The sequence below is a fragment of the Vibrio artabrorum genome, assembly GCF_024347295.1.
In the GTDB taxonomy this organism is placed as follows: Bacteria; Pseudomonadota; Gammaproteobacteria; order Enterobacterales; family Vibrionaceae; genus Vibrio; species Vibrio artabrorum.
This window is the reverse complement of the sequence record NZ_AP025458.1, coordinates 1,893,091-1,910,296: the sequence shown is the minus strand read 5'-3', so window position 1 is coordinate 1,910,296 and position 17,206 is coordinate 1,893,091. Positions and strand designations below refer to the sequence as shown.

The 17,206-nt window shown below is 43.8% G+C and carries 14 protein-coding genes; 5 read left to right on the top strand and 9 right to left on the bottom strand.

Translation table 11 applies throughout. The annotated features are described in order from the left end of the window. Positions 1 to 302: 302 nt before the first annotated feature. Complete coding sequence (locus tag OCU36_RS08565; protein ID WP_261837619.1) at positions 303 to 1,844, bottom strand: DUF3360 domain-containing protein; 1,542 nt, start codon at positions 1,842 to 1,844, stop codon at positions 303 to 305. Positions 1,845 to 2,611: 767 nt separating this feature from the next. On the opposite strand from OCU36_RS08565, the gene OCU36_RS08560 reads away from it, so the two are divergent. From OCU36_RS08560 to OCU36_RS08545, 4 genes are all read left to right on the top strand, one after another. After that, on the top strand, positions 2,612 to 3,382 hold the full coding sequence (locus tag OCU36_RS08560) for an ABC transporter ATP-binding protein (RefSeq protein WP_261837618.1): 771 nt from the start codon (positions 2,612 to 2,614) through the stop codon (positions 3,380 to 3,382). Positions 3,383 to 3,539: 157 nt separating this feature from the next. Further along, entirely contained in the window at positions 3,540 to 4,310 is a 771-nt protein-coding gene (locus tag OCU36_RS08555; RefSeq protein WP_261837617.1) for an ABC transporter substrate-binding protein, read from the top strand. Between the two features lie 79 nt (positions 4,311 to 4,389). Continuing rightward, complete coding sequence (locus tag OCU36_RS08550; protein WP_261837616.1) at positions 4,390 to 5,130, top strand: ABC transporter permease; 741 nt, start codon at positions 4,390 to 4,392, stop codon at positions 5,128 to 5,130. A gap of 2 nt (positions 5,131 to 5,132) precedes the next feature. After that, entirely contained in the window at positions 5,133 to 5,810 is a 678-nt protein-coding gene (locus OCU36_RS08545) for an ABC transporter permease (protein ID WP_261837615.1), read from the top strand. Positions 5,811 to 5,889: 79 nt separating this feature from the next. On the opposite strand, the gene xthA is transcribed toward OCU36_RS08545, so the two are convergent. The 8 genes from xthA to dinG form a co-directional block, all read right to left on the bottom strand. Continuing rightward, positions 5,890 to 6,696, bottom strand: a complete 807-nt coding sequence (xthA, locus tag OCU36_RS08540) for an exodeoxyribonuclease III (RefSeq protein WP_261837614.1) — start codon at positions 6,694 to 6,696, stop codon at positions 5,890 to 5,892. A gap of 159 nt (positions 6,697 to 6,855) precedes the next feature. Further along, positions 6,856 to 8,946 carry a S9 family peptidase gene (locus tag OCU36_RS08535; RefSeq protein WP_261837613.1) on the bottom strand — a complete coding sequence of 697 codons (2,091 nt, stop codon included), beginning with the start codon at positions 8,944 to 8,946 and terminating at the stop codon, positions 6,856 to 6,858. Between the two features lie 253 nt (positions 8,947 to 9,199). After that, entirely contained in the window at positions 9,200 to 10,405 is a 1,206-nt protein-coding gene (emrD, locus tag OCU36_RS08530) for a multidrug efflux MFS transporter EmrD (RefSeq protein WP_261837612.1), read from the bottom strand. A 326-nt stretch (positions 10,406 to 10,731) separates the two neighbouring features. Beyond that, positions 10,732 to 11,865 carry a ribosomal protein uL16 3-hydroxylase gene (locus OCU36_RS08525; RefSeq protein WP_261837611.1) on the bottom strand — a complete coding sequence of 378 codons (1,134 nt, stop codon included), beginning with the start codon at positions 11,863 to 11,865 and terminating at the stop codon, positions 10,732 to 10,734. 43 nt (positions 11,866 to 11,908) lie between these two features. Then, a complete protein-coding gene (gene rsmS, locus OCU36_RS08520) occupies positions 11,909 to 12,079 on the bottom strand; it encodes a pleiotropic regulatory protein RsmS (protein ID WP_261837610.1) in 171 nt (56 codons plus the stop codon). Beyond that, positions 12,069 to 12,617: a primosomal replication protein gene (locus OCU36_RS08515; RefSeq protein WP_261837609.1), complete on the bottom strand. Its 549-nt coding sequence runs from the start codon at positions 12,615 to 12,617 to the stop codon at positions 12,069 to 12,071. The genes rsmS and OCU36_RS08515 overlap by 11 nt, the downstream gene beginning before the upstream one ends. A 22-nt stretch (positions 12,618 to 12,639) precedes the next feature. Further along, positions 12,640 to 13,419 carry a sulfite exporter TauE/SafE family protein gene (locus OCU36_RS08510; protein WP_261837608.1) on the bottom strand — a complete coding sequence of 260 codons (780 nt, stop codon included), beginning with the start codon at positions 13,417 to 13,419 and terminating at the stop codon, positions 12,640 to 12,642. A 128-nt stretch (positions 13,420 to 13,547) separates the two neighbouring features. Further along, positions 13,548 to 15,623, bottom strand: coding sequence for an ATP-dependent DNA helicase DinG (gene dinG, locus OCU36_RS08505; RefSeq protein ID WP_261837607.1), 2,076 nt, complete (start codon positions 15,621 to 15,623; stop codon positions 13,548 to 13,550). Between the two features lie 513 nt (positions 15,624 to 16,136). Here dinG and OCU36_RS08500 point away from each other — a divergent pair. Then, positions 16,137 to 17,141, top strand: a complete 1,005-nt coding sequence (locus OCU36_RS08500; RefSeq protein WP_261837606.1) for a porin — start codon at positions 16,137 to 16,139, stop codon at positions 17,139 to 17,141. Positions 17,142 to 17,206 lie beyond the last annotated feature (65 nt).

Below are 17,206 nucleotides of genomic sequence, written 5' to 3'. Positions count from 1 at the left end.
TTTAGTAGAAAAAACACGTACATTAACACTGTTGTACCAGCGCCCCTCGTAAGGGTAGTACACTCTTATTAATAACAATATATATGAGCATAATCGCATCATATGGTTATATATATTGTCACTACTTTTTATATGTGGTCTTTACTCTATGAATTCAAGACTACGCTAAAAAATTTCTGCAAACCTTAAACTAAATCAATAAATACAAAAAAAGTTGAATAAAATTGAAAAAATTTGAGTGACAAAGGTTGCCACCCAAACTTTTTTTTAGTTTCAACACTACTTTTGTATAGTGAGGACACTTATAGCCAAGCTTTCAGACCATATTGGCTTTCTAACATACCAACAGCAAGCATTGCGACTAGACAGATAATTAAAACACCCACTGGGATAACAATCTTGTCTACAAATGATAGACGCTTAGCACGCTCTTTATCACCAATCAGACCATTGTTGTCAAGTAGCATAGTTATCGCCCATGCGAGTACAGGGTTAACAACCGCTGAACCGAAGATACAGATACCAGCCGCTTGAGAATCTTTCGAATCTTTAACCATCTGCATACCCGCTTCAAGTAGAGGTAGAGATACACCAACAAGAAGAGCAACACGCATTACTGGTGGCCATACCGCGATGTCCATTGGGAAACCAAGGATTGCGATGATCATCACTAGAAGGCCTAGAAGGATAGCACCGCCAGGGATAGGGCGTTTTGCGATCGCTGCTGGAATCATGTAAGTACCCCAAGATGAAGTGATGTTACCACCACCCACGGCTGTACCTACCATCTGACGGATAGAACACATCGTCATTGTGTCATCTACATCCATCAGTACTTTTTCAGTCTTTTTAGGATAGTTCAATTCTTGGAAGATACGGTGACCTAGGAAGTCAGGAGACCACATTGCTACTGCAAGGATTGCAAATGGTAGAGATGCGATGAAGTGTTCCATGTTAGGAAGACCTAGCATCCAACCTTCAGAAGTCGAACCCCACCAGTAAACTGGGTTTAGGTTAGGAAGACCGGGTTCAGTGACGAATTTAATATCGAAACCGGCACCTAGTACTAATGCGATGACAAGACCTGTGAATGCACATACTGGAATAGCAAGCCAACGCTTGTTCACTTTTGCAAGGAATGCATATAGTGCGATAGTGACTGCCAGTACGATCAGACCAACATAACCCATGCTGCCCGCTTCAACCGAAGAAGATTGCAGACCCACTGCCCATTCTTGAATAGAAGTAATCTGACTCATGGTACCAGTCAAACCCAAGAAGATAAGCAAGCCCCCGGCTGTACCTTCCGAGGTGAGGTTCACCAATTTGGAACCACCTTTTAGGAAACTCAGCAGAAGACCGAATACACCGATTAGAATGGCCAACGCAAGAGGGTGAGCACCAGCAAGAGCGATGGTACCAATAAGAGGGATCATTGGACCGTGGTTACCGGCCAGGTTGGCTTTAGGGTTAATAAAACCAGAAGCAAGTACACAGAAAAGCAGTGCAGGGATAAGCATTTCTACACGCGCAACTTCGATAGCAAAATCTTTGCCCAAGTGCACGTGGTCCCATGCCGCAGTCAGACCTTCAGCCCAAGACATCATTACCGCAGAGTACATCGCGATAATACCAATGGTACCAGCAAGAGCAGGAACGAGATCTTCAAGTTCGAATCGGAAATCTCGACCTGGAAGATTTAGGCCAAACCGGCGTGGCTTCATAATTTGAAGCTCATGATCTAGATAATCTGAGCGGCTCTCAAATTCGGAAGCAGGGCGGTGTAGCTCTTTATAGCTTTTCTCTTCTACTTCAGAGTTCGCATTATTGACAACGTCTGACATAGATTCCTCATATTTTTATGTTAGTAATTCTAAAATTGAATTCTATAAGTTCGCGTAATTGCGTTATTTCTTCGTTATAACTTACCCACATTATGTTACACGTATTTGGCGTGCTTTATGCGAGAAAGCTACAAGAAATATTTGGCATTTTTATGCCTTATTTTGTGTTCAGGAGTGTAACAAGCTTACCCTTTAGGGTGATTGATCTTGATCATTTTATGAGTTTATGTGAAAGAAAGCTACAAAACGCAGCGATTCATTAACGTATTATTGATGAAAGGTGTAATTTGTTTTCACAAATTGACGTTATTTAAGTTTTGACCGTCCATTTATGCGTGAATTTCTCAATCTTAGTGAGCGATTTGATGATTGCTCGCTTGCGTCCTTAATTTAGACAACACTTACATGATAAAAACGGAAAATAATTGCGTGTATGGGTGGTTTTTTGAACGCCATATTCTTTGATCGTGTCCTTTATTTGTTCAGCAAATTTGTGTTGTTAATCAGGTGTCAAGTGACCAATATTTCATTTTAATTAACTTTATTTAAACAATGTAATGGTCAAAATTATGACCTGAGAATGAAAATTATGCACGAAGTTGAGGTTTAAATACTATATTTCGCATAATAAACCGAAGATAAGTGTTACTTATTCCTGTTTGGGTAGGTTAATAATTTGTTGCATGTTGGTTGGTGTGGTGCTAGTTTGTATTGCATGAAAAAGGTCGGAGTACCTTGCATTTTCACAGACTTGGGAGAGAAAGCGCATGACAGATGTACCGGCGCTGGACATAAAGGACTTACACAAAACGTTTGGTCAAAATGAAGTTTTAAAGGGAATTTCACTTTCTGCGCATAAAGGCGATGTAGTATCGATTATCGGATCCTCGGGGTCAGGTAAAAGCACTTTCCTTAGATGTATCAACCTTTTAGAGACTCCTACTGCTGGCGAAATTTGGGTGAATGGCGAATTGATTCAAATGAAAAATAACCGCCAAGGTGTTTCTGTTCCTGCCAATGAAAAACAAGTACAGCGTATCCGTTCTCGTCTAGCGATGGTTTTTCAGGGTTTCAATCTATGGTCTCACCTCACCGTTCTCGAAAATGTTATTGAAGCACCTGTTCATGTTTTGGGTGTACCTAAAGCACAGGCGATTGAAAATGCAGAATTACTCCTGAAGAAAGTCGGCCTGTATGAGCGTAAAGATTACTACCCAGGACATCTGTCTGGTGGGCAACAACAACGTGCTGCTATCGCTCGTGCTTTAGCTGTCGACCCGGAAGTGATGTTGTTTGATGAACCCACATCGGCACTCGATCCAGAGTTAGTCGGGGAAGTACTTGGCGTTATGCGTGACTTAGCGGAAGAAGGAAGAACCATGCTGGTGGTCACGCATGAAATGGCATTCGCTCGTGATGTATCAAATCATGTGATGTTTTTACATCAAGGTCTAGTCGAAGAGCAGGGCGATCCAGCAAAACTGTTTACACAACCTGAATCTGAACGATTACAACAATTTATCTCATCGATCTATTAATCGCACTCTTTAAGGACACCTTTTTAAGGCGAAACAGAATTGAAATACTGCTGCTAGGGTAAATGGCGCCAGTGAACAATGAAAAACAACCAATATGTAATTAGTCACAACAAACACAATAGCAAAATATAAAAATCTAAATCACAGGAGTAGGGATATGAAAAAGTGGTTATTAGTCGCGGCACTTGCTGCAACTGCAGCAATGGGCGTAGCTCAAGCAAAGGAATGGAAAACAGTGCGTTTCGGTATTGAAGGTGCTTATCCTCCATTTAGCTGGACAGAAGCCGACGGTTCACTGAAAGGTTTCGATGTTGATATGGCTAACGCACTTTGTACTGAAATGCAGGTCAAGTGTAAGATCGTTGCGCAAGATTGGGATGGTATCATTCCTTCTCTACTTGCTCGTAAATATGATGCGATCATCGCGGCAATGTCTATCACGGAAGAACGTAAGAAAAAAATCGACTTTACGGGGAAATACGCACTTATCCCAAACAAGTTCATCGCAAAAAAAGGCGCTGGTCTTAATTTTGATGATCTAAGTGGTCAAAAAATTGCCGTTCAACGTGCTACAACTCACGATAAGTACCTAACAGACAACTACGGTGATACCGTAGAGATCGTTCGTTACGGCTCTTTCGACGAAGCTTATCTGGATCTCGCTAACGGTCGTGTTGCTGCTGTACTCGGCGATGCATCTGCTCTAGAAGAAGGCGTACTAAACAAAGCCGGCGGTGAAGACTACGAGTTTGTTGGTCCATCACTCACTGATCCTAAGTGGTTCGGTGACGGTTTTGGTATTGCTCTACGTAAGCAAGACAAAGATCTGACCAAGCAATTAGACGCTGCAATTCTTTCACTACGTGAAAAAGGCATCTACCAAGATATCGCGGCTAAGTACTTCAACTACGATGTATACGGTGAGTAATCTCTAGTGCGACTCGTTAAGGGAGGGGCTCTCCTCTCCCTGTCTTACCAACTTTTTCGCAGTTCTGTTGGAATTCATTATGTTTGATTTACTAGGATATGAAGCGTCGATCCTGAAAGGGGCGGCACTTACAATCGAAGTTGCCTTGCTGTCGCTCATTTTAGCAATGGTTCTAGGTATGCTAGGTGCCTTAGCAAAACTCGCGCCTTATCGCTGGGCTCGTGCTATTGCAACTCTCTACACAACCGTCATTCGAGGTATCCCAGATCTCGTCTTGATGATGTTAATTTTCTTTGGTGGACAAATCCTTTTAAACAACAGTTTGTATTCCATCAATGAGTGGCTCAATGAGTGGTTCACTTCAAGTGATCCTAACCATGAATGGACCGCTTACTTACCTGATTATATTGATGTCAGCCCATTTATTGCAGGTGTGTTAACCATCGGCTTCATCTTTGGTGCTTATATGGCTGAAACTTTCCGTGGTGCGATCATGGCGGTTGATAGCGGTGAAATGGAAGCGGCAAAGGCCTATGGTATGGGGCCTGTTTTAGCATTTCGTCGTATTTTATTACCGCAAATGATCCGTCACGCCTTACCTGGTTTTGGTAACAACTGGTTAGTTTTACTGAAAACCACGGCGTTGGTTTCTATTATCGGCTTAGAAGACATGGTGCGTGTCAGTACATTGGCGGCGGGTTCGACTAAAATGCCGTTCACATTTTATATGACAGTGGCACTTATCTTCCTATTCTTTACCAGTGTTTCGACAGGCTTGCTTAAGTTGGTTGAACGTAAATTCAGTATCCACACGAGGTAGTTATGGACTTTTCATTGATTATTGAAAGCCTGCCGATTTACCTTAGTGGTCTATGGACAACGGCGTGGATGGTTTGCGTCGCTTTGATCATTGGCTTATGTGTTGCGATACCACTCGCGATTGCTCGCAACAGTCCTAATATCTTGATTCACGTCCCGGCTTGGTCGTTCATCTACTTCTTCCGTGGTACACCCTTGTTGGTACAGTTGTACTTGATTTACTACGGCATGGACCAGTTTTTCCCAGTAAAAGACACACTATGGGAAAACGCATGGTTCTGTGCTCTGGTGGCATTCATTCTTAACACATCAGCATATACAGCAGAGATCATTCGCGGTGCCATTAACGGCTTACCTAAAGGTGAAGTTGAAGCCGCAAAAGCGTACGGTATGAGCACACCAAAGACTTACCGCCGCATCATTCTGCCAAGTGCTCTACGTCGCGCATTACCGGCTTACAGTAACGAAGTTATCTTCATGCTTCACGGCTCTGCGGTAGCAGGTATCGTAACCATTATGGATCTAACCGGAGCTGCTCGTTTGGTGAACTCACGTTACTATGCCCCATTCGAGTCTTTCCTGACGGCGGGTCTGTTCTACATGGCGTTGACGTTTATCATCATCGCGATTTTCAAATTCGCAGAGAAGCGTTTCCTTGCTTACCTAAGACCCCTTAGCTAATCGCAATCTGGACAAATCTTCGTTAATAAAAACGGCGCTCATTGAGCGCCGTTTTTATTAAAAGAAGCCGTTTAACTCGTTACTTAAACGTCGACCAGATCGGAGCGTGATCTGACGGTTTTTCAATGCCGCGTAGCTCGTAATCGATGCCCGCTTCAGTACACTTATCAGCAAGTTTCTGAGTTGCTAGGACAACATCAATACGCAGGCCCCGGTTGTCCACGAAACCTTTTGATCGGTAATCAAACCACGAGTATTGATCGTTCACTTCAGGGTGCAGCAAACGGAAGCTGTCTACGAAGCCCCAATCCATCAATGTTTTTAGCCACTCACGCTCTTCGGGTTGGAATGAACACTTACCCGTTTTCAACCAGCGCTTTGCGTTAGGTTCACCGATACCGATATCTGCGTCGATAGGGCTGATATTAATGTCGCCCATCACAATCACTTGCTCATCTTTGTTGTGATAGTCGTTTAGGTAAGTCATTAAGTCTTTGTAGAACTGGCGTTTGTACGGGTACTTTGTTTCATGCTTGATGTTATCCCCTTGAGGGAAGTAGCCATTGAGCACGGTAACCTTTTCACCATTTTCATCTTCAAACGTCGCTATGATCATGCGCTTTTGATGGTCTTCATTATCTGTTGGGAAACCCTTCTGCACAGAGATCGGCGCTTGCTTACACAACATTGCCACACCGTAGTGAGCTTTTTGGCCGTGGAAGTAAACCTTGTAGCCCATTGCTTCAACATCAGCAATGGGGAAGGCTTCATCGTGCACTTTTATCTCTTGCAGACCAATTACGTCGGGTTGGTGTTTGTCGATAACCGCTTGCAGCTGATGAAGGCGAGCTCTAAGGCCGTTGATGTTGAAGCTAATTACTTTCATTTGTTTTTATACCTCTCGTAAACCTTTGTCACTGCTTGTCTTTAAAGGTTTTTGATTGGGTGGATTTCATGGTTCATCGTATTTAACCATGCTTAATAATATCTGTCGCCACTTTGTCGAGACAAAATGGCGGCATTAAATGTTACAGTTACGCAGAATCTATTGAGTCTTTAGTAAATCTAAAAAGAACGCGTATTCAAGTGCATCTTCTTTCAATCGCTTGAATCGGCCAGAAGCGCCACCGTGACCGGCTTCCATATCGGTTTTGAACAGCAACACGTTGTTGTCTGTTTTCATCTCACGCAACTTCGCCACCCATTTCATTGGCTCAAAGTATTGTACTTGTGAGTCATGGAGACCTGTTGTTACCAACATGTTCGGGTAGTTTTGTAACTTAATGTTGTCGTATGGTGAGTAGCCCAGCATGTAATCGTAGTAGGCTTTATCGTTTGGGTTGCCCCATTCGTCATACTCGTTGGTAGTGAGAGGAATCGATTCATCAAGCATGGTGGTTACCACGTCGACAAACGGAACATGTGCACCAATACCACGGTACTGTTCTGGTGCTTGGTTGATGATTGCACCCATCAATAGACCGCCAGCAGAGCCACCCACGGCGAACACTTTATCTTTTGCGCCGTAACCTTCTTCAACCAGACCTTTAGTGACGTCGACAAAGTCATTAAATGTGTTTTGTTTAGTCAGTTTCTTACCATCCTCATACCAAGGGCGACCAAGCATTTCTGAACCGCGGATATGTGCGATTGCATAAACGAAACCTCTATCCAGTAGGCTAAGGCGAGTTGAGCTAAACGTCGGTTCAATGGTGGAACCGTAAGAGCCGTAGCCGTATTGGTAGATTGGGTTAGTGCCGTCTTTCTTGAATAAACTTTTGCGATAAACTAAAGACACAGGAACTTGCTGACCATCGCGAGCCGTAACCATGATTCGCTCTGATTGGTAGTTATCCGCTTTGAAATCACCTAATACGGGTGTTTGCTTCATGAGTTCAGATTTACCGGTACTTAGGTCAAAATCATAGTAAGTACCTGGCGTGGTTAAGCTGCTGTAATAGATACGAACTTTTGAGTTATCTAATTCATAGTTACCCGTTAGGTAAGCGGCAAAAGCGCTGTCGTTAAATTCAAGTGGGAACTCGTGGCCTGTTGAGAGTTGGCGAACTTTCACTGTAGACAAACCATCCGCGCGTTGCTCGTAAACAAGGTGATCAGCAAACAATTCGAAATCAACAAGCTGAGTATTATCGTCCGCAGGGATGACATCGACCCATTTTGAGCGATCGTGCATCTCTTCGGTGGTGACTTTCATTAAACGGAAGTTGACCGCTTGGTAGTTGGTGTAGATGTAATACCAATCACCTAGCTTAGCGATGCCGTACTCTATGCCAGTCTCTTTTGGGTAGAAAGCCTCAGCAGTCGCCTTTGGGTTATTGGCGTCGATGATTGAAACACCGCTGGTTTCTGTGCTCGAGTGCCAAATGTAGACCAGCTCACCATCTTTGCTCTTACTCAAAGAGGTGTAGTAAGCGCTGTCGGTTTCTTCGTAAATTAATTCATCGCTTGCCTGATCTGTGCCTAAAATGTGGCGGTAAACTTGATAACCCAGTAATGTTTGTCGATCTTTTTTGATGTAGTAGAAGGCTTGATTGTCGTTTTGCCACGCGATGGCACTCGAAGCGCCTTCAATTTCATCTTTTAGGTATTCCCCCGTCGTGAGGTCTTTGATCTTGATGGTGTATACACGGCGGCTCAGCGTATCTTCGCCATAAGCCAACAAGTTTTCGTTTGGACTGATCGCTAAGCCACTAATACTGAAAAATTCATGTTCTTTTGCTAGCGCGTTAACATCCAAGATGATCTGCTTGTCTGTGCCTGTAAAGTCTTTTGCACGTAAGTGAATGGGATATTCGTTGTCACCTGTGACGTTATTCGAATGGTAGTAGTTACCTTTACGAACGGGTACTGAATTGTCATCTTTCGCGATTCGCCCTTTGATCTCTTCGAATAACTGTTCTTGCAACGCTTCTGTGTGCTTTAGCACGGTTTCTGCGTACTGATTTTCTTGTTCAAGGTGTTGTAAGATCGCTGGATCTTGGCGTTGGTCATCGCGCATCCAGTAGTAATCATCGATTCGGGTGTCACCATGAATCGTCATTGCGTGAGGGACTTTCTTAGCAACGGGAGCTTGGGTTTGCTGAGCGACGCGTTGCGATTGAGCGTAGTGGTTCATGGTTGGTATTCCTTGATTACAGTATCTTTTTTTATTAGAGCCTAGATACGCTGGAGTTGTTCCAATGACAGTATTGATAGTTAGATGTCGGACATGCACTTTTAGCATAAGTGTCTGTTATTGTTTTCAAAAAATCAAAGTAATGTTTAATGAAATTGATGTGAGACGTCAGTCTAGAGAAAACGTACAATAAAAGAGGGACACACTTTTCAGCATGTCCCTCTTTTTGTTTAGGCAGGATTTGAGTTTTACTTTAGATAGCCAATGGCATTTCGTTTGAGTGGTCATGTTTACGATTGACCCAACGCAAACCAAGCAGAACGATAAAAGACATCACAATCATCAAACAACCCAGTGGCAGTTGGTCTTGAACGGGGAAGAACGAGGCCAATAGCGTTGCGATACCTGCCCCTAGGTTCTGCATACCCCCTAAGATTGCGCCCCCCGTACCGGCATGGTATGGGAACGGTGAGAGTGCTCCTGTTGTTGCCGCAGGGAATAAGATGCCAGCGCCCAAGAAGTAAATGGTGGCACCGCCAATCAAAGTGAATGCTGTTGTTTGACCAAATAGACCCGGTATCAACACCACTGTTGAGCCTACTAGGATCGCCACTAGACCAACATTCAGTACACGGCGCTCAGAGCCACGTTGTGCGATGTAACTCGATAAGCCTGCGCCGACCAAATAACCCGGTATCGGCAAGACAAACAACAAGCTTACTGTGGTCGCCGGTAAGCCAAGTACACCACCCAGTAACACGCCTGCCGCAGCTTCAAAGACGGCCACACCAGCGAATGTGGCGACTAATACCAGTAAGAAACCTTGGAAACGTTTGTCAGACAGAACGAATTTGTAGCTGTTAGCGACCGATTCATGCTTACGTCGTTCTTTCGGCAGTGTTTCCATCATGCTTGTCATCATGGTGATCACAACCGCGATACCAAAGAGCGCAAGGAATAAGTAGCTAGATCGCCAACCAAAAGCTTCGGTTAAGTATCCCCCCAGAACCGGAGCCATCAACGGCGAGAAAATCACACACATACTGATTAAGCTGTTGGCACGGTGCAATTCTACGCCTTCAAAACAGTCACGAGTCAGCGTACGAGACATTGCACCGCCACAACCGATGCCCAAACCTTGGATAAAGCTACCCATTAAGAACCATTCATAATCATTAGCGAACAATGCGACCAAAGTACCGATGATATAGATGATCAAACCAGCAATGATGATAGGTTTACGGCCTAGGCGATCAGAAAGCGGTCCATAGACAAATTGCGACAGACCATAAGGGATTAAGTAGCATGCCATCACAGCTTGAAGTGAAGACGCCGAAACGAAGAACTCACCCGCCATGTGACCGATAGAAGGCACATACATTGTTTGAGTCATTTGACCTACGGCTGTCAGAATAGCGATTAAAAAGGTCAGTTTCGCTAATGGAAACGAGGCGGACATTTGCGTATCTCTCCAAAAATAGGACGTAAAAAGCCTTAGCACTCCATTAGGGAGAGCTAAATAAATAAAGTGTTCAGGGAATCTAGGCGCGAGATATTAGAGCTTGATTGCGAGCTTAGCAATCAAAAAGTGTGAAGTTGAGCAAGATAAAAATCTATAACTTGGATTATAAAAACTAATCTGAAAATGGTGGCTAGTTCAAGGTTTGGGTATTTAAGGTTGAGTCACCTCTGAACAGAAAAAGGGACAAACGAAGATCTTCATTTATCCCTTTTTATCGTGTTAACGTTCTAGGCTCTAAGGCTTGTCGCAACCAGTCAACACAGTTAGTCTTCGATAAACCAGTAACCTTTGTTGACCAAATCCGTCACTATTGTTACGCCGGAAGACGTCAGGAGCGTTGCTGAATTCAGGACAGTATCATCGCAAAGTACGTTGAGTAGCGATGCGTCCGCTTTTTCAACGTTCACGACTTCACCATTGATGAAAGCCGTGTTGCTGTCGCCTTCATGGTAGAGTGCTTTTAAACCTGATACTCGGTGAATTTCACCTTCTGACTCCAAGTGCTGGATGATTTCTTCTTCAGTCCATAATGGCTCAGGCGCAACAATATCAAGCTGGTGGCGGGATTGGCTCAGCAAACACCCCATGAATTCACGGATGGTTTCTGGTTGTTCTAATGCCGATTTCAACATGCCTGTTAGGTTGCTTAAATCCGATGAACGAATTTTTCCGTAGCCTTCTTGCATTTTGAATTCTGGATCGTGCAGGTGTACGTCACCCATATCATGAGCAAGCACAAAATCGGCAAAGTTGCTGATCAGCTCTTGTTCTTTAGGAGAACGGTAGCCAATTGAGTAGCTCATTGACGGCTCTAGCGTGTTACCTTCATGCGGGAAGCCTGGTGGGATATAAAGGATATCGCCCGGCTCTAAAGTTTCATCAATGATCGGCTCAAAACCTTCTATTTGACGAAGTGCAGACGCTTGTATTGTCTCTTTATATTGACCGACATCTTTCGCCCCCACTTTCCACTGACGCTTACCTTGGCCTTGGATGATGAATACATCATATTGATCAATGTGCGGACCCACACCGCCCTCTGGTGCCGAATAGCAAATCATGAGATCGTCGAATAACCAGTTTGGTAACACTTGAAACGCTTCTGTTAACTGATTTGCACCTTGGTGCCAGTGGTTCGCCGCTTGAACGATCAATTGCCAATGAGTTTCAGTGAGATTGGCAAATTTCTCTTCGGAAAATGGACCATGTTCTGCCGTCCATTGGTTGTTGAGGTTAGAGACAAAGCGAGAATCCACTTCTTCTTCCATCGATAAACCTGCCAGTTCTTCTGGCGACATTGGGTCGACGAAGTTTTGGAAGCCACCTTTTAAGATGGTGGGTTTTTTATGCCAGTAGTTGTCAAGAAACTCGGGCATAGAAAAGCTAAGTTGGTACATGTGAATCCTGTATATTTTTATGCTAGATGCTAGATGCTAGATGCTAGATGCTAGATGCTAGTTTGGATTGTAAATCTTGTTGGACGATCTTAATGGCCGCCAACGCGACCTTTGGGTCAATGTCGTTGCTTTCGAGCAGATAGATCAGGTCGACCGCTAATTTCACCTCTTCTGGTGCATTATTCAGTGGTGATGGAGTGTGATCAGTGTTCATTTCGCTTAGGGTTCTCTAAGTTAATCAGTCTCTCAATATTTTTCATTGAGTCTTCACAGCGTTCTAGTCGTTCTTTGGCTAACTGCCAAGCCTCTTCCGCTTTTTTCTTACTGTGACGAGGCGCAGAATCAAACGCTAACTTTCGTATTCGTACCAAATCGACCAACCGCTTTTGCCAATCTTGGTGCTGTGCGAGTTCATTATATAAGTCATTTAGGTTTTTCCCGGACTTACTTTTTCGATCTAGACGTAAATCATGATTGGCAAGCTCTCTTTGAATGGCACCTATCTGATTGGTTAACTTTTCCGTCAGATAGTTTGCTCTTGATGCGGTGAGCTGATTGGTGGTTTGTTCACGCAATATGGTGTGATAAGTCGCTTGCGCTTCGAGTGCATAGGGCAGCAAAGTAAACGCTCTCGACTTAAATAAAGTGCGGTCGAACAAGGCTTGGTGATATGCTCCTCGCCCTATGTCGACTTGAGAACAATGGCCAACCAAGGTATCAATGACGCTTTTTAATTTTGAAAAATGATTCATCTCTTCGCCCAAATGTTGGTGGCTATAAGTTCACAAACCACGCTTCGTATGCCAGCTTGAGCGCGAGAATACTCACAACGGTGACAAATACCGGCCTTATAAAAGTGGCACCAAAACGAATAGCAGAGTGTGCCCCTACGAATGCGCCTGCCATTAAGCATACACCCATGGTTAAACCAAGTACCCAATCGATATGTCCGAGGATCGCGAAAGTGATTAAAGAGGTGAGGTTACTGGTAAAGTTCATCGCTTTTGATAGGCCAGAAGCCAGTAAGATATTTAGGCGATACAGAGCCATCGAACTTACCGTCCAAAAAGCCCCGGTTCCAGGGCCTGCAACACCATCATAAAACCCCAATATCAACCCTTGAAACTTTTGCTTTCTCTTAAGTATCGGACACGGTTTCGGTGACGCATTGTTGTTTGCATCTGGCGTCTTGTGAAAAATGGTGTAGACGGCAGCCGCTAAAATTACGAGTGGTAGTGCTTTCTCTAGCCATTCGGTGCTGATGGCGTCGACGGTTAATGTACCAATGGTTGCACCGATGAGTGTGGCGATGAACGCGTTGATCCAGCATTGAGGCTTAAATAGCTTTTTACGGTAATAGGTCAAGGCTGCCGTTGATGAAGCAAACGTTGCTGCGAGCTTATTGGTCCCCAGTGCAATATGCGGCGGTAGGCCAAGTGATAGTAAAGCAGGGACGGTTAGCATTCCGCCTCCACCAGCCACGGCATCAATAAAGCCGGCTGCAAAAGCAACCAAAGCAAGTACAACCAACATGGTTGGTTCAATCATGTCCATAAATAGCTATTGTTCTCATTATGTGCTGATAGGGCAGCGGCATGAGTAACCTTTGGGTTAGTCATGCACAGTTGTGAATGCAAGGGTCAAGCGATGTGAGACCCAAAGCCACCGATACGATGGCTAAATTAGTATTTTATCGTTCTTTTAAACGGCGGTAACGAGTCGAGTAAAGATTTACCGTATCGCTTCGTGACGATGCGCCGATCAAGGATGGTGACTTTACCAGAATCTCGTTCTTTACGCAGTAATCGTCCGACAGATTGAATAAGCTTTTTACTCGCTTCTGGTACCGTAATCTGCATGAATGGATTGCCTCCTCGTGATTCGATATATTCAGAATGGGCTTGCTCTACCGGTGATGTAGGTACACCAAATGGAATCTTGGTGATGATCAAGTTTTCAAGCAACTCTCCTGGTAAATCAAGACCTTCAGAAAAGCTACCGGTTCCAAAAAGAACACTGGTTTTCCCCAATTTGATCAGCTTTTTATGTTTTTTTAGGATTTCTGTGCGTGAAGTGTCACCTTGGACCTGTAACGCCCAAGACTTTTTCACGAAATCGGCTTCCAAAGCTTCGGCAACTTTGTTCATTTGCCAATACGATGAGAATAGAACCAGATTGGCTTTGTTGTCCTCAATCACCTCGGGCAATATTTCAATAAGATATTCGGTAAACTGCGGTGCTTGAGGCTCGTATTTCATTGCTGGAACGACCAGCTCCGCTTGATTTTGGTAATCAAACGGGGATGCTAAAGCCAGAAATTGCACGCCATCTTCTGTTTTTTGGCTGATACCGGCTTGATGACAGAAAAAATGAAAGGAGTTAAGGGCTCTCATTGTTGCTGAAACTAATACCGCGCCCACACAGCGACTCCAAATCTGTTGGTCTAGCTGCCAACCAACCTCTAACGGAGAGACATTGACAACAAAGTCGCCCTCGTTTTCTTTACTCAATTCCAACCAGCGCGCCAAAGGAGCGCCTTTTTCACGTTTAGGTTCAGCCATTAAACGCCAAACTTGAGCCAGATTTTCGGTTCTTTGTATGTAGAAGCCGATTTCAGCCAGAGCTGGCTCGGCCAGCTTGGCTGACAGTTCGCCGTCTTTGACTCGTTCAGCGATAAGATCAGCGATTTTCGCGACGGCTTGGCTCGCCTTTTGAGTGAGCTGTTTAAGGTCTTTCGATTCGTTTTCAAGCCACTCTGGCAGATCACCATGTTCGAAGCGGTAAAGTCCTTCTTCAAAATGGGTCGCGTCAAACTGTTTACTTAGCTGGTTTAGGGTAGGGATCAATTGCTGCACAGAATCCTGCAACTCATTTCTAAATCGATGGACGCGTTTTTCGTCCGCTAAACCCGAAAGCTTAGTGATCGATTGATTCAAGCGCTCTAACCAAGAAGCCGCGCCTTTCAAGCTCGCTGCTGCGGACGAGTGATCTCGCGCGACATGAGGTAAATGATGCGCCTCATCGAATATATAGATGCTATTTTCTGGTTCTGGAAGAATAACGCCGCCACCTAAGTCAGCGTCGGCCATCACCAAACTGTGATTAGCAATAATGACGTCTGCTTTATCTAGCTCTGAACGGGCTTTTTGGAAAGGGCAATCTCTATGTGTTGGCATACTATTGTTGCAGCTGTGCTTATCACTTACGATCATTTGCCAAATCATGTTGTCGATGGGTTTCGGCCATGAGTCGCGGTCGCCATCCCATTTTCCTTGAGCCAAACTACGGTACATGGTTTGCAGTTGTTCGATATCCTTTTTCTTTGGTTTGGATTCGAACATCGCCATTTGCCCGCCATCAACACCACACGCAGCGGCCAGTTTCTCTGAGCAACAGTAACGTTGTCTGCCTTTCGCGAGTATAAATGAGAACTCTCTGTCAGTGAGCCTTCTATATAGAGGGAGATCTTTATTGACGAGTTGTTCTTGTAGAGCAACCGTCGCTGTCGAAATGATGATTTTTCGATTATTGATCACCGCGACAGGAATTGTGGCCATTAAATACGCCAGTGATTTCCCAATCCCTGTTCCTGCTTCAGCAACAATCATGCGATGACTTTTGTGGTATTGACCACAAAGTGTCTTGGCAATTTCTGCAACAAGATAATTTTGAGCACGTCGCGGGACGAAGTTGTCCAACTGATCTTGGAGGTTTTGATAACTGGTGCGAATAGAGTTTTGAATTTTAGTAGTTAGCATACTGTGACCTACGTAACGGAGCGAAGATAGTAGCACATATCACTAGTCGGTACATTTAAGACAAAATAGCTTGCTTTTGAATCAAAGGTAGATCTTCTTCACAAAAAAAAACTGAACCATCAAGAACTTAACGAATACACCTCTCTTGTGAAATATAAATATCAAAAATAATCATATTGCAGGTTTTAAATTTCATTTAAATGGTTTTTTTAGGTATTTATTGGTGTTTTATTCTAATTTATTGTTTTATACGGTTGTGAAATTTCTTGATAAAAGAAAGGTTACATTACTCGTAAAATGGTGAAATTTTATGTAAATCATTGATTTTGTTGGTTTTTATATTTTTTTGGGTGTGTTTTTAGTTTATTTGACACGCAGGATAATATTTTGCAATCTAGGCTTCGAAATTTAGTGGCGCTGATTAGCCAACATAGAGTGGTAATCAGCAGTCATAAAAAATAAAAGGGAACCGGGCAAGGATCTCCCATTCTTAGAAAAGGCAGTGGACTTATTATGAAAAAGACTATTCTAGCGCTAGCAATCGCAGCAGTATCTACATCTGCATTTGCAGTACAAACTAACTCTGAAAACTCTAAACCAATGTTTGAGTTTGACAGCATGCAGAAAGATCAGTTCTCAGTATCTGGTTCATGGGGTCTTGGTGGTTACTACGATACAGATACAAAAGCGATTTACGACGACTGGGCAACGGGTCTTACTGTTGCAGTAAACTACAAAAACAACCGTTGGATTGGTTACTTTGAAACTGACCTAATGATGAACTACAACTCTGATGAGCAAGCAAAAAAAGACATCCAATCAGGCCCTGCTACAGACGTAGATAAAGCTTGGTTAGGTTTTGACACGGGTGTTGGTGTCGCATCTTTCGGTTGGGAAAACGATACAGCTTTAGATAAAGTTGACGGTGCTGGCGACATGACTTACGAGTTTGGCGCTTCTGCTGGTGATGCATCTGATGCTTTCAACGTTGTTAAATTCGAAGGCGCGACTTCTGGTATCGCTTACGGCATCTCTGCTTTTGATACTGATGATAACCGTGAAAAAGGCGAAATGGGTTACAACGGTTATGTTGGTGTAGAGCAAGACATGTTCAACATCTATGCTGGTTACGAAGCTCGCCAAGATTCTGAGTTCACGACTACATCGCTTTCTGGTAACGTAACGCTAGATAAAGTGAAACTGGGTGCTAACGCTTGGATTGATGACGGCGATGCGAAGGATCTAACAGGTGTTAATGCTGATGAGCTGAAAAATACTGGTTACTACCTATCTGGTTCATACGCTGCGACTGAGCAACTGACTGTTGCTGCTGGTTACGGTGCAAACACTACTGAGAAGAAGAATGAAGCTGACGCTGATAACAGCTACATGAACGTTGCAGTAATGTACACTTACAGCGAAAAAGTTGATATGGGTATCGATGTTAAACAAGAACTTGACGTACCTAAAGGTGACAAAGATACTTACGTATTCGCAGCGGCTTACTACTACTTCTAATCGTTTGATTTTTAGTTAAGTAACGTTGTAAAAGCCAGTCATATGACTGGCTTTTTTGCTTTTGC